The sequence below is a fragment of the Finegoldia magna genome, assembly GCF_002243175.1.
Lineage (GTDB): Bacteria > Bacillota > Clostridia > Tissierellales > Peptoniphilaceae > Finegoldia > Finegoldia magna_J.
Genome location: NZ_NDYF01000017.1, coordinates 39,423 through 57,083 on the forward strand (window position 1 = coordinate 39,423; position 17,661 = coordinate 57,083).

Annotated in this window: 13 protein-coding genes and 1 pseudogene; all 14 read right to left on the bottom strand. The window is 33.2% G+C overall.

Annotation, left to right across the window (positions count from 1 at the left end; all coding sequences use genetic code 11):
• Nucleotides 1–24 precede the first annotated feature (24 nt).
• Complete coding sequence (locus B9N53_RS08355) at nucleotides 25–513, bottom strand: DUF4446 family protein (RefSeq protein ID WP_094204537.1); 489 nt, start codon at nucleotides 511–513, stop codon at nucleotides 25–27.
• Nucleotides 500–1,657: an aminotransferase class V-fold PLP-dependent enzyme gene (locus B9N53_RS08360; RefSeq protein ID WP_094204538.1), complete on the bottom strand. Its 1,158-nt coding sequence runs from the start codon at nucleotides 1,655–1,657 to the stop codon at nucleotides 500–502. Before B9N53_RS08360 ends, B9N53_RS08355 begins: the two co-directional genes overlap by 14 nt.
• Nucleotides 1,657–2,292, bottom strand: coding sequence for a cyclodeaminase/cyclohydrolase family protein (locus tag B9N53_RS08365; protein ID WP_002835961.1), 636 nt, complete (start codon nucleotides 2,290–2,292; stop codon nucleotides 1,657–1,659). The genes B9N53_RS08360 and B9N53_RS08365 overlap by 1 nt, the downstream gene beginning before the upstream one ends.
• A complete protein-coding gene (locus B9N53_RS08370) occupies nucleotides 2,289–3,098 on the bottom strand; it encodes a ParB/RepB/Spo0J family partition protein (protein WP_094204539.1) in 810 nt (269 codons plus the stop codon). The genes B9N53_RS08365 and B9N53_RS08370 overlap by 4 nt, the downstream gene beginning before the upstream one ends.
• Nucleotides 3,098–3,844 (bottom strand): ParA family protein, encoded by a 747-nt coding sequence (locus B9N53_RS08375; protein WP_094204540.1) that lies wholly within the window; start codon nucleotides 3,842–3,844, stop codon nucleotides 3,098–3,100. Before B9N53_RS08375 ends, B9N53_RS08370 begins: the two co-directional genes overlap by 1 nt.
• Nucleotides 3,845–3,896: 52 nt before the next feature.
• Nucleotides 3,897–5,129 (bottom strand): competence/damage-inducible protein A, encoded by a 1,233-nt coding sequence (locus B9N53_RS08380; protein ID WP_094204541.1) that lies wholly within the window; start codon nucleotides 5,127–5,129, stop codon nucleotides 3,897–3,899.
• A gap of 1,899 nt (nucleotides 5,130–7,028) precedes the next feature.
• On the bottom strand, nucleotides 7,029–7,721 hold the full coding sequence (gene rsmG / locus B9N53_RS08385) for a 16S rRNA (guanine(527)-N(7))-methyltransferase RsmG (protein WP_094204542.1): 693 nt from the start codon (nucleotides 7,719–7,721) through the stop codon (nucleotides 7,029–7,031).
• Nucleotides 7,721–9,604: a tRNA uridine-5-carboxymethylaminomethyl(34) synthesis enzyme MnmG gene (gene mnmG, locus B9N53_RS08390; RefSeq protein ID WP_094204543.1), complete on the bottom strand. Its 1,884-nt coding sequence runs from the start codon at nucleotides 9,602–9,604 to the stop codon at nucleotides 7,721–7,723. Before mnmG ends, rsmG begins: the two co-directional genes overlap by 1 nt.
• 1 nt (nucleotide 9,605) lies before the next feature.
• Nucleotides 9,606–10,964 carry a tRNA uridine-5-carboxymethylaminomethyl(34) synthesis GTPase MnmE gene (gene mnmE / locus B9N53_RS08395; RefSeq protein WP_094204544.1) on the bottom strand — a complete coding sequence of 453 codons (1,359 nt, stop codon included), beginning with the start codon at nucleotides 10,962–10,964 and terminating at the stop codon, nucleotides 9,606–9,608.
• A 111-nt stretch (nucleotides 10,965–11,075) separates the two neighbouring features.
• A pseudogene (locus tag B9N53_RS08400) lies at nucleotides 11,076–11,543 on the bottom strand (ATP-binding cassette domain-containing protein); the annotation flags it as partial.
• Nucleotides 11,544–11,624: 81 nt separating this feature from the next.
• Nucleotides 11,625–12,428 carry a KilA-N domain-containing protein gene (locus tag B9N53_RS08405; protein WP_023059212.1) on the bottom strand — a complete coding sequence of 268 codons (804 nt, stop codon included), beginning with the start codon at nucleotides 12,426–12,428 and terminating at the stop codon, nucleotides 11,625–11,627.
• 189 nt (nucleotides 12,429–12,617) lie between these two features.
• The gene (locus tag B9N53_RS08410) at nucleotides 12,618–14,138 is read right to left on the bottom strand and encodes a recombinase family protein (protein WP_094204545.1); all 1,521 of its coding nucleotides are present in this window, start codon (nucleotides 14,136–14,138) and stop codon (nucleotides 12,618–12,620) included.
• Nucleotides 14,131–15,873 carry a recombinase family protein gene (locus B9N53_RS08415; protein ID WP_022620609.1) on the bottom strand — a complete coding sequence of 581 codons (1,743 nt, stop codon included), beginning with the start codon at nucleotides 15,871–15,873 and terminating at the stop codon, nucleotides 14,131–14,133. The genes B9N53_RS08410 and B9N53_RS08415 overlap by 8 nt, the downstream gene beginning before the upstream one ends.
• On the bottom strand, nucleotides 15,866–17,584 hold the full coding sequence (locus B9N53_RS08420) for a recombinase family protein (RefSeq protein WP_094204546.1): 1,719 nt from the start codon (nucleotides 17,582–17,584) through the stop codon (nucleotides 15,866–15,868). Before B9N53_RS08420 ends, B9N53_RS08415 begins: the two co-directional genes overlap by 8 nt.
• Nucleotides 17,585–17,661: the final 77 nt, after the last annotated feature.

Below are 17,661 nucleotides of genomic sequence, written 5' to 3' on the forward strand. Positions count from 1 at the left end.
CTTCTTCTCCTTTATTACAATGTTCTATTTTAAAGCTTTCTTCAAAGCTTCATTTTCTTCTTCGCTTAGTTTTTCGCTACACTTAGCGTTTGTTATGATTTTGATGTAGCTTGTAGATTGTTCTCTTCCGAAAATCGATGTGATTATAAGCCCGTTGTCATTGGCATCCAACAAACATAGTGAATATGAAAGTTTGTTAGTCAAATACTCAAACGCATCATAGTTAACAAGTCCGATTTTTTGAAGTGATATTGCTTGTAAAGTTTCCACAGATTCCAATGTTTTAGACAATTCTTCGATTCTTTTTTGATTTGCCACGATATCTGTAGAATTTTGATTCAAAATATCTTCAATGTCACCATCTTGTGCTCTGAAAAGCGCATCGTATCTTCTTTTGACCCTGTTGACTTTTTTGTTGACGATGTTGATTTTACGGAAATTTATCACGGAAACTAATACCACAAACACCATAAGAATTATCAATATTGTGTTCATAGCACTAGATAGCCCCATCTTTGTCTCCTCGGTTGATTTCTTTCAACGCTTCAATCGCCTTGTCCACTTCTTCTTCAGTATTGAAATGTCCAAATGAGAACCTCACAGCACCGATGTCTTGTGTATGAATCGTCTTGTGTGCAAGTGGTGCACAGTGAATTCCAGCTCTCGTTGCGATATCGTATTTGTCATCTAGGATGTAAGCCAATTGGCTAGAGCCTATTCCTTCGACATTCACAGGTACTACTGGCCCTTGGTGTTCATCCAAACTTCCGTATAATGTGATACCTTTTTCGTCTTTCAAACCATTTATAAATCTGTCTTTAAGACTATTTTCGTGATCTCTAATGTTTTTCAAACCTTCTTGTTTGATGAAATCAACTCCTGCAGATAGTGCATAAATTGCAGGTCCGTTGATAGTTCCTGCTTCTAATCTGTCAGGATATTCGTCAGGTTGTTCCAAATCTTGTGAATGAGAGCCAGTTCCGCCTTGTTTCAAGCTTTTGACATCAATTCCTTCTTTTATATACATAGCGCCCGTTCCCATAGGTCCAAACAACGATTTGTGTCCAGGAAAACACAACACGTCTATCGGCATATTTTTCATATCAAAATCCAAATATCCCATAGCTTGTGCAGCATCCACAATGTATAAGATATCGTGAGCGTGCATAATTTCGCCAATCTTGCAGAAATCAACGATGGTTCCTGTCAAGTTACTCATAGCAGTTGTCACGCAAACTCTGGTCTTGTCAGTGATTGCTTCTTCAATCTTTTTGACATCCAAAATCCCACGTTCATCTGCATACACAACAGTCAAATCGATAAAACCATCTTCTTGCATTTTGTGAAGCGGTCTAAGAACTGAATTGTGTTCCAAAGATGTCGTGATAACGTGGTCTCCTTTTTTAACAAGCCCTTTGATTGCCATGTTCAAGCTATCTGTACAGTTCAATGTGAAAATCAAATTAAGAGGATTCGTTCCGCCGACAAATTCCTGGATGTTCATTCTAGAATTAAAAATCGCCCTATCCATTTTAAGTGACAATTTATGTCCACTTCTTCCCGGATTTGCGGCAAATTCTCTCATTGCTTCATCGAGTTTTTCGTAAACTATCTCAGGTTTTGGAAAACTCGTCGCAGCATTATCGAAATAAGCCATTATACCTCACCTATTTTTTTGTATGAAACTTCTTCAATTTCTCTCAATAAAACTTCTGATTTGTCTTCTAATGCTGTGATTTCATCAGCTACTTTCTTGCTATCTCCAAGTTGTTTCATGTTGATTTTAGCGTTCAACATTACTGATTTCATACTAGAATGTAATAAATATGCACTTGCTAAAAGGTCAGTTATTGCATATTTATCTATATATTTTGCAATTTGTTTTACAAGTTCCATTGCTTCCATCATAATTCTAGCAGAAGACATTGGAGATTCTGTAGCGATGATATATCCATCAGCTATCATTTTCTTTCTGTATGCTTTTTCTTCGTCAGTTTCCTTAGGTAGTTTGTATGCTTGAAGAACAGAGTCAAAGCTTTTAGTATCTTCAACCATTTTTCCCTTTAATTCTTCAATAATTTCAGTAAGTCTGTCTACATGACTTCTAATTTCTTGTTGAGTTTTCTCGTCTAATGCTTTGAAAGATTTCTTGTCTTCAGTTAGATAGAAACTCATGTTTCCAATACCTACTCCCAAAAGTGCAGTCAATGCACTTATAGAACCCCCACCTGGAAGTTCCTTTGAGTTTACATTTTTAATAAATTCTTCTAAAGTTTGATCCATAAACATCATAGCTCTAATATCTCCATAATCCTTTCTAAATCTTCATTAGATAGATATTCTATCTCTATACTTCCGCCTTTTCTTCTTGGCTTAATTCTAACCTTTGTAGAGAATTTCTCCAAAAACCTGTTTTGCAAATCCAACAAAAACGGGTCTGTTTCCTTGGACACTTTTTCAATTTCTCTGACATTTGTCTTCTTGGATAATAGCTTGTCCAATAACGCTTTTCTCTTTTTCATATCGTCAATTGCAAGTAAACTTCTAGCTTGTGATGATGTGATGTTGCCTTTTTTCAAATGTTCCAATGACAACTCATCTAAGTTAAGAAGTCTCAATGTATTTGCAATATATGACCTTGATTTGGACAATTTATCTGCCAATTCTTTTTGAGTTAAATTGTAGTTTTCCATCAAGTTTTTATAAGCCACAGCCTCTTCAACAGCATTCAAATCCTCACGTTGAATGTTTTCGATAAGTGACACTTCTGCCACTTCACTATCTTCCATTTCCTTAACAATTGCAGGAATCTCAGATAAACCAGCCTCTAAGCTTGCCAAAAACCTTCTTTCTCCGGCGATAATCTCGTATTTTTCATCCTTTTTTCGAACGATAATCGGAGATATTACTCCGTACTCTTTGATAGAATTTGCTAACTCACGTATTTTATCTTTTTCAAAATGTGTTCTTGGTTGATCTTCTCTTCTAATTATTTTTGATAGTTCGATATTAACAATCGAGTCAGAACTTGTCGTTTCTATAATATTTTGTGGTATTAAAGCGTCTAAGCCTCTTCCTAATCCTTTTTTCCTAACCATTATAAAAATTCCTCCGCTAGTCTCGTATAAGCAATAGATCCTTTGGAATTTTTGTCGTAAGATAACGCACTCATTCCATAGCTTGGAGCTTCTGCTAACCTTATATTACGCGGTATCATAGTCGTAAACACCTTGTCCTTGAAGTATTTCTTGACTTCTTCCACCACTTCCAAACTAAGATTATTTCTACCATCAAACATACTCATAACAATACCTTCTATTTCTAAGTTTTCATTAAGTGAACTTCTCACCAAATTAATAGTATTCATAAGTTGACTTACGCCTTCAAGCGCATAAAACTCACATTGGATAGGTATAAGGACAGAATCTGCCGCCACCAACGCATTTATAGACAACGTCCCCAATGAAGGAGGGCAATCTATAAAACAAAAATCATATCCACTCACATTAGAAAGTATATTAGATAACACTTTTTCTTTGTCATCAGTGTTTATAAGTTCCACCTCAACACCCGACAAATCAGATGTTGCTGGGATTATATCCACGTTTTTTTCTTCAGTTTCGATAATAAAATCCTCATCAAAATCATCGTGAACCATCAAATCGTAAATGCTTTTTTGAAGCTCAAACTTATTAATTCCAAAGCCTGAAGTCGTGTTACCTTGCGGATCCAAATCCACTACAAGTACTTTTTTTTCTTTCAAACCAAGAGCTGCTGACAAATTAACGACGGTAGTAGTTTTACCCACTCCCCCTTTTTGATTAAATACACATATTGTTTTCAAATTTACAGCTCCTTTCATATTTATTATAGCACAAATAAAGTTCTAATTTGTTTTAAAATGTTTCACGTGAAACATTTTCTAAAATCATTAGTCTCAGCTCTGCTAGTGCTCGGTTTGAAACTCTATTTCTGATTTTATTGCGTTCTCCATGAAGCTGTAATTTTAGCGTTTTTATCGTATTTTTGTAGCCCAATCCAACGTAAACAAGCCCAGCATTTTCTCCTGATGCGTAACCTGTCGTAGATATTGCACAGTCAACATTAAATTTTTCAAACATTCTCTCAACCATCTCAAACGCAACATTCTCACTAACAACACCGTATCTGTCAATAGTTTCTTCCTTAACGCCAAGCAAATCAATCTTTGCCTCATTAGAATACACCACCAATGACCTTTTTAAATAATCGCTTACTCCAGACACATTCACAAGCTTTGATGCAATCATACCACCTGTAATGGATTCTGATGTCATAATCGACAAATCATGTTCTTTCAACACCTTATAGACCGATTCTTCGATTGTTTCTTCATTTTCTCCAAAAATATACATGCCCAGTCTTTCTCTAAGCTCTTTTTTCTTTGCATCAATCATCTTAAGAGCAGTTTGTCTGTCACTTGCTTTTGCAGTTATTCGAAGTATCCTTTTATCCTTTTTAAAATAAGGAGCGACTGTTGGATTTGTTGACGATTCAATGATATTCTTGACCCTTTCATTCATGTCCCATTCTCCAAGTATGGATATATTCAAAGTTTCAGAAATAATACAGTCTTTTGCGAATTGCTCCAGAACTTTTTGCACTTGTTGTTCATAAATAGGCTTCATCTCAGATGGTGGTCCCGGTAAGAACAGAATTCTCTTGCCGTTATTTTCAATCATCCCACAATCTGCAGTCCCATTGAAGTTTTCGAAAACAATCGCATCTTCTGGAAACATACATTGTTTGATATTGCCTTGGATCGCCTTTTCGTCTTCGTTAAAATAATTCCTCAATTTAGCATAGCTTTTTTCATTAAGCACCATTTCCTTGCCAAGACAATCGCAGCAACATTTTTTCGTGATATCATCTTCCGTCGGCCCCAAACCACCTGTCGTTATAATCAAATCATTTTGTTGTAAACCCTCTTCAATTTCCTTGTAAAGCCTGTCGTAATTATCTCCAACCACAACCCTCTTGTACACATCAAACCCCAACTCCCTCATTTTAATAGAAAGGTAGTTAGAATTCGTGTCCAAAGTGTCACCAAGCAATAATTCCGTCCCAACGGCTATTATTTGAACTTTCATCTATCCTCCATAGTTTATTACCTATATTTTATTTTCGTCTGTTAAAACGCCTCTCAGAGCGTCGTTTTTTTTCGATTTACAATTAAATTATATCACTAATGAAATTTTCATTAAAATGTTTCACGTGAAACATTTTTAGGTGAAATAAAAATCTGACATAAGACAGATTAAAATTTTGTAGTTGGATTGTATAAAAAAATAATTGTTAACTTACAATAATAAAATAAATTTTAAAGGTCATATAGATAAAAAAAGTAGAATGCATTATTGTTACTTTTAGTAATTGCTATAAACTCATCCATCTACCGTGCGATCAAAATCCTACGACTAATACTATCTCTTATCTTTCCACATAAATCTGCGCAAACAAAAAGCAGATTACCGTGATTGACGGAAAATATCATCTGGAGAAAACAACCTCAAATTCAAGCGAAGTGAATCGTTAAGAAATTGCACTGTCTGAGCGTTAGCGAGTTTGCAATTTCAGATTCACAAGCTTAGAATTTGCTTGTTTTCGTAAGCTAGATATTTGAGTCAATTCGGTTTTCTGCTTATCATTGTGAAGTATTTTCCTCCCTCTCTAGTAGCAATCAAAATCCCACGAAGAATTCTATTTCTTACTTTTTCAAGCACAATCCATACAAACAAAAAGCAGATTACCGCGATTGACGGAAAATATCATCTAACGAAACAAAAAAGTAGAATGCATTTTTGCTAAGAATATCATACGTAATAAATTGTTGTGATTTTACATCGAAGAACCACGTCAAAAATCCAACTGTTTGAGAGCTTTAGCTCGAGTTTTGGATTTTAGTGGTTCGAGATTAACAAATCACCAATTTATGGAGTCAGATATTCGTGCAAAAATGTTCTTCTATTTTTAGCAATTACTATAATATTGTCCCTCTTAATTGTCAATTCAGATTTCTGCTTATTATTGTGAAGTATTTTCCTCCCTCTCTAGTAGTAATCAAAATCTCACGAACAATTCTATTTCTTACCTTTTCAAGCAAAATCCACGCAAACAAAAAGCAGATTACCGCGATTGACGGAAAATATCATCTGGAGAAAACAACCTCAAATTCAAGCGAAGTGAATCGTTAAGAAATTGCACTGTCTGAGCGTTAGCGAGTTTGCAATTTTAGATTCACAAGCTTAGAATTTGTTTGTTTTCGTAAGCTAGATATTTGAGCCAATCCGGTTTTCTGCTTATTATTGTGAAATATTCTTTCCTCTCTAGTAGCAATCAAATTTCCATAAATACGACTACTTTTTCCTTTTTCTTCATAAATCTAGCTAAACAAAAAAGTAGAATACACTTTCGCTAAGAATATCATACGAAGAAAATAAGCATAAATCCAAGTGAAATAAGTCGTCAAAAATCGCACTGTCCGAGCGTTAGCGAGTTTGCAATTTCAGATTCACAAGCTTAGAATTTGTTTGATTTCGTAAGCTAGATATTTGAGTCAATTCAGTTTTCTGCTTATTATTGTGAAGTATTTTCCTCCCTCTCTTGTAGCATTCAAAATCCCACGAACAATTCTATTTCTTACCTTTTCAAACAAAATCCACGCAAACAAAAAAGCAGATTACCGCGATTGACGGAAAATATCATCTAACGAAACAAAAAAGTAGACTACATTTTTGCTAAGAATATCATACGAAGAAAATAAGCATAAATCCAAGTGAAATAAGCCGTCAAAAATCGCACTGTTTGAGCGATAGCGAGTTTGCGATTTTAGGCTTATGAGCTTTGGATTTATTTATTTTCGTAGTCTAGATATTCGTGCAAAAATGTTCTTCTACTTTTAGCAATTACAGTAAACTTGTCTCTGTCTTTATATTAAATTCTGTTTTCTGCTTATCATTGTGAAGTATTTTTAACTTAAATTTTCTTTGTTATAGTGGGTTTTTCTTAGGTTTGCCGCCGCCGCGTGGGTATTTCTTCGGCGTTTCTTTGATTTTCTTGATGATAACCAAGCTTCTATCCTCGTCATCTATTTTGTAGTCAATAGTTTGTTCTATTTTACCACCGAGGATTTTGATTGCGTTCTCTCCTACGTCTGTTTCGTCGGATTTTCCTTTCATGGCTATCATGTATCCTCCGACTTTTACAAATGGTAAACAGAACTCAGCTAACGTATCAAGCTTTGACACCGCACGTGATATGCAATAATCGTATCGTTCTCTGTATTCGACAGTTCTTGTGCATTCCTCTGCTCTTTCGTGGACTGCTTTGATGTCTGTTAGATGTAGTTCATCTATAACATCCTTCAAGAAATCAACTCTTTTTCTCAAACTGTCGAGCAGTGTGAACTTCAAATCATTTCTCGCGATTTTTATTGGAATTGCAGGAAATCCTGCACCAGTTCCCACATCAATTATAGTTTTATTTTCTTCAAAATCGAATAAATTCAATACGTACAAGGAATCCACAAAATGTTTCACGTGAAACATTTCTTCTTCAGTGATTGCTGTCAAGTTCATTACCTTGTTCTTTTCCAACACTAAAACCATGTATTTTAACAGCAAATCTATTTGATTGTCATCCAATTGTATTTCATAATCGTTCAATGTTTCTTTTAGTGACATTATTTTTTCCTCGTTTCCATATAAATCAATAAAACGTTGATGTCAGAAGGGCTCACACCACTGATTCTGCTCGCTTGACCCAACGATTCTGGTTTGATGTCATTAAGTTTTTGTACAGCTTCATTGGAAAGGCCCATAACTTCCTTGTAATCTTCAATCATATCCAGTTTTCTGTTTTCAAGCTTTTTAAATTGCTTGATTTGGCTCATTTGTTTTGCAATGTAGCCTTCGTATTTGATGTGTGTTTCCACTTGTAGTCTCAAATATCTAGGCAGTTCTGGTCTATCAACGTCAAATTCTTCTGTTTTATCGTAAGTTAATTCTGGTCTTTTGATTAAATCCAACAAAGTTATGCCTGTTTTAAGTTCTGATGATCCAAGTTTTCTAAGTTTTTCGTTGGTTTCTTCTGTTGGAGTCACCATTATTGACTTCAATCTCTCTATTTCCTCGTCAATAGTCTTCTTCTTGTGAAGCATTTTCTCGTATCTTTCATCTGTCGCAAGCTCTATCTCGTGTGCTCTTTCAGTAAGTCTCAAATCAGCGTTGTCTTGTCTCAAAGTCAAACGGTACTCGCATCTGCTAGTCATCATTCGGTATGGCTCGTTAGTTCCTTTGGTTACCAAATCATCTATCAATACGCCAATGTAAGCATCGGATCTATCCAATACGAATGGATCTTTGCCGAGTAAATTCATAGCCGCATTGATTCCTGCGATAATTCCTTGACCGGCAGCTTCTTCATATCCACTGGATCCGTTGATTTGTCCTGCAAAGAACAAATTATTGATTTCCAAATGTTCCAAAGTTCTCTTTAATATAGTAGGATCGATGCAATCATATTCGATTCCGTACGCACTTCTCATAAATCTCACGTTTTCGAAACCAATGATTGTCTTGTACATTTCTTTTTGCACCTCTTCTGGAAGAGTCGATGACACACCTTGAATGTACATTTCCTTCGTGCTCAAACCTTCAGGTTCCACGAACACTTGATGCTCATCACGGTCTGGAAATCTCACGATTTTGTCCTCAATTGAAGGACAATAACGTGGTCCCACACCCTTCACAATACCTGCATACATCGGAGATCTCTCCAAATTATCCTCAATAATTTGTTTTGTTTTAAGTGTAGTGTAGGTCAAATAGCAGTTTTCTTGCTTTTTCCCGATATCCTTGCCGTCATTCAAAAATGAAAAAGGAATAACATCGTCATCACCAGGTTGCACAGTCATCACTTCGTAGTTCAAACTGTCCTTGTGAACTCTCGCAGGAGTTCCAGTCTTAAATCTTCTAAGCTCAATACCCAATCTCTTCAAAGAATCTGACAATTTCTTAGATGATTTCATACCGTGAGGGCCAGATTCATAAGTGTATTCACCCATCATCACAAGGCCCTTAAGATATGTCCCAGTCGCCAAAATCACAGCTCTTGTTGGGAAAATCGCTCCCTGTGCAGTTGTAATCGACTTTATTTTGTTGTCTTCAACGCCAATATCCACGACTTCCGCTTCAATCAAATCCAAGTTTTCTGTGTTTTCCAACACGCTTTTCATCTGATCGTGGTATTTTCTCTTATCCGCTTGAACCCTCAATGAGTGAACTGCAGGACCCTTGGAAGTGTTCAACATTCTCGATTGAATGTACGTCTTGTCGATAACAAGACCCATCTCGCCACCTAATGCGTCAACTTCCTTCACCAAGTGACCCTTTCCAGTGCCACCAATGTTCGGATTACATGGCAAATCAGCCACAGAATCCAAACTTATACTCATAATTGCAGTCTTTAATCCCAACCTCGCTGTAGCCAACGCAGCCTCACAACCGGCGTGACCTGCACCTACAACCACAACATCGTAGGGATTTTCATAATATAATCTATCCATTTTATTTACCTATACAAAAATCGCTAAAAATCTTATTCAATACATCGTCATCCACAGTTTCTCCAGTGATTTCGCCCAAGATTTCCCAAGCATTTCTCAAATCAACCTCGAAACAATCAATAGGAACTCCAGCTTCCATATCGTGTAGAGAACTCTCCAAAGATTTAATAGCTTTGTTAATAATATCTCTATGTCTAATGTTAGTAATAATATTGTCGTTATTAGCTTCAATATATCCGTCGTTAAACATCTCTATAATCTTGTTTTCTAAATCCTCGATACCCTCGTTGTTTTTGATTGAAGTGTGAATGACCTCGATTCCTTCCAAGTTTTCATCGAAATCAAATCCACCATCCAAATCAATCTTGTTTAACAAAACAATCGACTTTTTATCTCTAATAAGATCCAAAATCTTCCTATCCTCATCGTCAAACTCTCTCGAAGAATCAAAAATCGCAATAATCAAATCCGAATCAGAAATAAAAGACACAGATTTTTCGACACCGATTTTCTCCACGATATCCTCAGTATCTCTAATACCAGCAGTATCGTTAATCTTCAGACTTATCCCGTCCAAATCGATGTATTCCTCGATGACATCACGAGTAGTTCCTGGAATATCCGTCACAATAGCCCTGTTTTCCTTCAACAAAGCATTCAACAAAGAAGATTTGCCTACATTTGGCTTACCAATTATCGTAGTATTGATACCATCTCTGATAATTCTACCTCTGTTTGCACTCTCAGAAAGCTTTTTAAGTTTATCCAAAACTTCCTTACCCTCATTCAAAACAGGAGTGTTGTCCAATTCGTCCTGCATATCTTCAGTAAAATTAATAGAATACTCCACATGAGATAGCATATCCAACAGCTTGTCTCTCAACTGTTTGATATTTCTGTTAACACTACCCTCCAACTGCTTCATACTCACGGAATATGCCTTGTCAGTCTTTGCCTTAATCATATCGATAATAGCCTCAGCTTGAGACAAATCAATCCTACCATTCAAGAAAGCCCTCTTAGTGAACTCACCTGCCTCAGCAAGCCTTGCACCGTTGTTTAACAGAACTTCCAACACCTTTCTCACAGCGACAACCCCACCGTGAGTGTAAATCTCCACGACATCCTCACGCGTGTATGTGTGAGGAGCCCTCATATAACAAACCAAGACCTCATCGACGATCTCATTATCGTCAACAATGTGGCCATAAGTCATTTTTCTATTTATAAAATCAGCATTATCATTAGCCCTCTTGAACACAGAATCAAGCACATCCACACAACCCTCTCCAGTCATTCGAACAATGCCGATTCCCGCTTCACCAGTAGCAGAGCTAATAGCTGCAATACAATCGTCCATATTTAGTCTATCCTTTCATTCTTTATAGCAATATTATATTATATCATACAAAAAGATTACAAATAAATAAGAGCTTACAACTCCACTATATTGAAGTCATAAGCCCGTTATTTACCTCATATCTATAACTTTATCGTATTTTTTTAAAGTTTCGTCACCGTATTGATGAATTACTTCTATTACTGTATTTTTTGAAGAGAATATAATATCATCTATTATTTCTCTATTTTTCTTATCCAAATTAGACTTTATTTCATCTGCTAAAATTAATTTTCTGTCGTGGTACATTGCTCTTGCAATTTCTACCCTTTGTCTTTCTCCTCCGGACAAACTATCATTGGACAAAACTTTGGATTTAAGATGATTTATCTGTAACTTATCAATTATTCCATTTAATTTTTCTAAATTTCTATCATTATCTCCTAAAGTAATGTTATCTTCTAAATTAAGATTAAAAACATAACTTTCTTGTGATATAAAGCTGGTAAAACTCCTGATCTCAGCGGTTGATAATTCCTTTTTATTAAACATAATCCTTCCTTTAGATGCTGTTAAATTATTAAATATTAAATTCAATAATGTACTTTTACCCTACAATGTCAAGCAATTGTTACATAAAATTAGACGATATTTCTATCGCCTAATTTATATACAAAACTTTTATTTTAACTTTTTTATACGTTCACTTTCTGTTAGAATCCTCATTTGTTCAATAGCAATTGCATTTAATTTTTCTATCCTTTCAGTTGCATCCATTCCCTCATTTATAAAAACAGCATTTAAGTTCTCAAGATTTGATAAACACACTAATTGTGATATATCAGCATAGTCTCTCATATTTCCTTTTAACTCCGGATTACTTTCACGCCATTCTTTTGCTGTCATTCCAAACAAAGCTACATTTAATATATCTGCTTCACTTGCATAGATATAGTTTATTCTTTCCTTTGATAATTTCTCAGGGACAAGTTTATTCTTAATTGCATCTGTATGAATTTTGTAATTTATCTTAGCTAAATTCCTCTTGATATCCCAACCTAATTGTTTTTGTTCTTCTTCTTTTAAGCGCTCAAACTCTTTAATAAGATAGAGCTTAAAATAAGGTGATACCCACGATGCAAATTCAAAAGCTATGTCTTTATGTGCATATGTTCCACCATATCTTCCTGCTTTGGCAACAATTCCGATAGAATTCGTCTTATTGACCCATTGTTTAACCGATAAAATAAAACGATTAAAACCTGCTTCATTTTTAATTCCCTCGAATTCGGTGGAATTAAAATTCGCATTATACATTTCTTCCCATATTCCTAAAAATTCAATTGTATTTTTATTCCTTAGCCATTTTTCTATTAGTGTCACACCATTTTCAACATTTCTAACCATGTCGGTTAAAGAAATATAATCTCTATTATCTATGGCAATAATGCTAATTTCTGATCCTTCCACATTTATTTTAGACACAAAAATCACCTCACAATATCTCATTTTAACTATAATTATATCATTTTTTTGTTTGTTCCTAAATATTTACCCTATCAACTCATAGTAAACAGCACTATTTATTTCTGCAAATTTTCTCGCCATTATTTACATTTTGGCATATTAAAATTAAAGCTGGCGAGATTATGAGTTACTTTTAATGCTATTCATCTATTTTTCTATAATTTCTATTTCTCCACTTCTTGATACAACTATTTTATCAATAGAACTATCTACATAGGATTTCAATAAATTATTCTTATCTAAGGAATTACCATCGAATTCTTTCTTCAAATCAATCTTCTCTGATTTTAATTCTTTCAACCTACTCTCCAATAATATCTTTTTATCTTTGATAAAAGTTTTTTCCTTTAAGTAGTCCTCTTTTGAAATATTTTTCTTTTTATAATTTTCATAAATGATTTGTAAATTACTGTTTAATATGGATATTTCCTTTAAAATCTCTTCTTTTACATTCTTGTGTTCTATAACTTTCTCTTTATTTAATGTGTTTTGAATCTTAAAACCTTTTAATTTTGGTTTTATAAGTTCAATAATATCTTTCTCTTTGATATTGTTTGGTGTTTTCTCAGCTTTACATAAATTACAATAATAACTTTTATACTTGTGTATTTTATCTGAATTTTTCTTTTGTCTAATATCACTGCGAAAACTCATATGTCTACCACATTCTTTACAAAAAATCTTATCAGAAAAAATAGAACGATTTTTATTTCCTGTATATCCCCCAAAACTTCTTTTTTCTTTTATTTTCTTAACCTTATCAAACACTTCTCTGGAAATAATAGATTCATGGGTATTTGGAAGTATTTTCCACTCATCTTCAGGAAGTAAAATTCTTTTTCTTCCACCTATTTTTGTTTCTTTGAATTTATTATATACATAATCTCCTGTATATAGTTCGTTCCTTGTAATCTGTGAGATAGCTGCATTTGTCCAAACTCTTTTCTTTACTTCACTTCCGGTAATTAAATTTCCAGTATAATCAGAAAGTTTCAGTTCTTCTTTTCGTTCAGAGCGTGTAATATAACCTTTTTCATTAAATATATTAGCCACTTGAATACACGAATATCCTTTTAGCAATAAATCAAAAGCTTCTTTAACTATAAAAGCTGTTTTTTCATCAATGATGATACTATGTTTATCTTTTGGATCTTTAATATATCCAAAAGGTGCTGCCCAATTTATATTTTTCCCCTGCGATTTAATTTGCCTAATAGAACCTCTTACCTTTTCAGATAATTCCTTACTGAATAAATCATAATACAATGTCTTAAACTGTGTATCTGTATCTAAGCCATTACCTTGTTCTTTTAAAGAATCATAGTTGTCATTAATAGCAATAAATCGTATTTTTAGAAATGGTAATATATTGCTTAAGTAATCCCCAAGCAAAATATAATCTCTTGAAAACCTAGACATATCTTTTACAATTATAGTTCCCACTTTACCACTCTTTATATCCTCAATAAGCCTTAAAAAGGAAGGTCTATTTGTATTAGTAGCAGAATATCCATCATCTACATATTCTTCTATTTCACAACTTTTTAAAGATGTTTCATTTTCAATGTAGCTTTTTATATAATCTCTTTGATTTGCTATACTTTCACTTTCATCCACTTTGTGATAATCTTCTTCAGAAAGTCTTAAATATATAGCTATCTTATTCATGCTCTACCTCCAACTGCTTTCCCACATCTTTATCAAGTTTAAACTTAAAATATATGGTAACCTGCTTATACTCTGATATTTCTATATGACTAATTAATGTATCGACCAATTCTTTATCAACTTCTATGCTTTTAGCATCCAAGCAGCAAAATAGTACATCTATAAATTCTATAATTTCTCTTTTTTTCTTTTTTATATTTCTTATTCTTTCAGCAAAAACTTTTAATTCATTTTTTAAGGTTTTTATTTGATTATTTATTTTTTTACTTTCTATTTTAAAATCACTTAAAAGAACCTCTCCTTTAACATAGTTTTCATATTGTTCTTGTAGATTGATCCTAAGAGAAGCAATCTTTTTATTATTTACATCTGTTTTTAGAGAAACTTGATTTATCTTTTCAGTACTTATATTTTCTAAATATATTTTTAGTCGTAATCTTTTATCCTTTTTATAAAAGCTTGAAACCAGTCTTTTTAAGGTATCTACTAAAATTTTATCTAGGTCTGTTTCGTATATTCTTACATGAGATTTTTCTAAGTTTAATCTATCTCCACCTTTACAATAATAACAATAGCAAATCTCATCATGATATTTCAGTCCTCGTGGTCCATATTGTTTTTTCAAATATCTGCCACAAACACTGCACTGTATGAGGTCGTCATACTTTCCTTCTTTTTTATGATCTCTTTGAATTTTTACTCCAACATTTTCTTTTCCGTCTTTTATTATGTTTTTCAGTGAATGGTAAGGTAGATAGTTTTGTTTTTTCTCCTTTATCTCTCTGATATTTTCAAATGTAGTTTTGTCTATTAAACCTTCGTGGGTGTTCTCTGTTATAATCCACTCTTCTTTATCACGAAACTTACTTTTCCTACTTGGATCATGTCTATTTGAGTATACTCTTTGAATCAAATTCCCAATATATACTTCATCAGAAAGCATTTTTGATATATAAGAAATATCCCATTGTTTTGTATCTTCTTTATCCTTAAAAATTTTACCTGTTCTTTTATATTCATCAGGTGTCGTATATGTTTTAGTCAATTCTCTTGCTATTTGCATATTGGATTTACCTTGACTTGCCATATAAAAGATAAGTCTTACTACATCTGCTGCCTTTTCGTCCATCACCAGAACTCTTTTTCCATCAATTTTATCAACCTTATAGCCATACGGAGCCATCGCTCCTATAAAAGACCCTTGTTTCATTTTTATTTCTTTAGATGCTTTTATTTTCTTTGAAATATCTTTTGCGTATAAATCATTGAAGATATTTTTTATTGCTATTTCATAACTCTGATCTGATTTTATACCGTCTTTAGTATCAAGATTATCATTTACGGAAATAAATCGAACTCCCAAAAATGGAAATACTTTTTCGATATAGTTTGCGATTTCTAAATACTCTCTACCAAACCTTGACATATCTTTTACTATGATACAATTTATCCTACCTGTTCGGATATCTTCCATCATTTCAATAAATGCAGGTCTTTTAAAATTTGTTCCAGAATACTCATAGTCCTTGTATACTCTTAAAATCTTTATATCTTTTTCTTTTGCAGCATTTATACAGAGTTCTTCCTGCATTTCAAGTGAATTACTTTTATCCCTGTAAGCTTCCTTTCTTTCCTGTGATAATCTAGCATAAATACCGGCAATGTATATTTTTTCAATCACTTTTCCAACTTCTGTTCCTGATTGTGATATATGCCTATTTTTTGTTCTAGCCACAGCATACCTCACTTTCAGCGCTTACAAGACTTTTATTCATAACAATGGGTATAGTTTTTGACTTCCTGCTTATATCGATACTTTTCTTTTTTATGGTGTTAGATTTAATGCCAGACTTATCCATTTTTGTCATTTCTTCAAGTAAAGACAATTCTTCGGTATGATTAAACCTAACATCTATCGTCTTATTTTCAGAAATAAAAATTTTATCAATAAGCATCACAACAGACAATCTATCTATTTCCGATAAATTTTTATACTTGTTAATGTCGATGATCCAACTCTTATTTTTGTCAATCCTCTCCTTAGTATATTCCTGTTTTTTCAATCTATACTCGATACTTTCATCTAATTTAGTCAATTTCTCTGTATAGTTTTTTCTAAAAAGTTGATATTCTTCTTTACTAATAACATCTTCTTTTAGGTCAAGGTATAGGGAAGATAAGAGTTCTTCTGTCATCGCTTTTTCTCGTTTTAGTATAGGAATTTGATTGTCTTTCAAATTTTTATTTATATCTATACGCTGAACTTTAGAATATAGATTTTCATTAAATTCAATGTAGGACTTCATTATTTTAGATACTGCTTTTATCAAGGTTTCTTCTTTTATGCTGTGTCTTGTGCAAGATTTTTCCTTGTTGTACTTTGAACAGATATAGAATATCTCTTCTCTTTTTTTATACTTTACAGTCCTTCTAATCAAAGAACTTCCACATTCTTTACAAAAAAGCATTCCTGTAAAAATATCAATTTTGTCCTTTCCACGAGAATTATTCAAATCTCTTTTTAACATAGTATTTGCAATAGTAAAAACTTCTTTACTTATAATTGCTTCATGGGTATTTTCTACTCTTATCCATTCTTCTTTCTCTTTTTCTATCTGCTTTTTATTTTTATAACTTAAAGTAACACTCTTTCCTTGTAAGGTATTTCCAATATATACTTCATTTTCTATAATTCTATTTACTGTCTTTGCTGACCAATTTCCACCTTTTGTATTTTGAAATCCATTACACTTAAATCCTTGACTTTCTTTATATTTTCTTGGAGTTAAAACTCCTAAATGATTTAGTTCATCTGCAATTGCCTTTGAGGAATATCCCAAGAGTTTCATATCAAATATTTTTTTGATAATATCTGATATCTCTTTATCAATCACTAACTTGTTCTTATTCTCCTCAGACTTTTTATATCCATAAGGTGCAAAAGCACTGATAAAGTCTCCTTTTTCTCTTTTTATCTTTTGAGAGCTTTTTACCTTATTGGAAATATCTCGGCAATAACTATCATTGATGAAGTTTTTTATAGGAAGTATAAGATGTGTATCGTTTATATCTGCACTTTTACTATCGTAATTATCATTTACAGATATAAATCTTATCCCGTTTTCTGGAAATATTCTTTGAATATATTTTCCTGCTTCTATATAATCTCTTCCGAATCTCGATAAGTCCTTTACAATAATTGTATTGAACTTTCTATCATAGGCAGCCTTTATCATTTCTTTAAAATTGGGACGATCAAAATTTGCACCTGAATACCCATCATCCACATACTCTTTGACAATTGTAATTTGATTTTTTCTTGCATAAGAGTTTATAATTTCTCTTTGATTGGATATAGAGTTACTTTCTGTTTTTTCGCCATCTTCTTTTGATAGTCTTAAATACATAACTGCCAAATTTTCTTTTGCTAAATTGTTTTTAAACATAAAAAAGCCTCCTTTAATTCAATTTACATACAATAAATCGAACCAAGGTTAGGCTTCCACAAAAATATTATAACGCT

What these genes read in the sequence shown, in the direction of transcription:
- mnmE (WP_094204544.1), bottom strand. Translation starts at nt 10,964, where the DNA reads ATGGACGATTGTATTGCAGCTATTAGCTCTGCTACTGGTGAAGCGGGA.
- B9N53_RS08360 (WP_094204538.1), bottom strand. Translation starts at nt 1,657, where the DNA reads ATGGCTTATTTCGATAATGCTGCGACGAGTTTTCCAAAACCTGAGATA.
- rsmG (WP_094204542.1), bottom strand. Translation starts at nt 7,721, where the DNA reads ATGTCACTAAAAGAAACATTGAACGATTATGAAATACAATTGGATGAC.
- B9N53_RS08355 (WP_094204537.1), bottom strand. Translation starts at nt 513, where the DNA reads ATGGGGCTATCTAGTGCTATGAACACAATATTGATAATTCTTATGGTG.
- B9N53_RS08410 (WP_094204545.1), bottom strand. Translation starts at nt 14,138, where the DNA reads ATGAATAAGATAGCTATATATTTAAGACTTTCTGAAGAAGATTATCAC.
- B9N53_RS08380 (WP_094204541.1), bottom strand. Translation starts at nt 5,129, where the DNA reads ATGAAAGTTCAAATAATAGCCGTTGGGACGGAATTATTGCTTGGTGAC.
- B9N53_RS08420 (WP_094204546.1), bottom strand. Translation starts at nt 17,584, where the DNA reads ATGTTTAAAAACAATTTAGCAAAAGAAAATTTGGCAGTTATGTATTTA.
- B9N53_RS08370 (WP_094204539.1), bottom strand. Translation starts at nt 3,098, where the DNA reads ATGGTTAGGAAAAAAGGATTAGGAAGAGGCTTAGACGCTTTAATACCA.
- mnmG (WP_094204543.1), bottom strand. Translation starts at nt 9,604, where the DNA reads ATGGATAGATTATATTATGAAAATCCCTACGATGTTGTGGTTGTAGGT.
- B9N53_RS08365 (WP_002835961.1), bottom strand. Translation starts at nt 2,292, where the DNA reads ATGATGTTTATGGATCAAACTTTAGAAGAATTTATTAAAAATGTAAAC.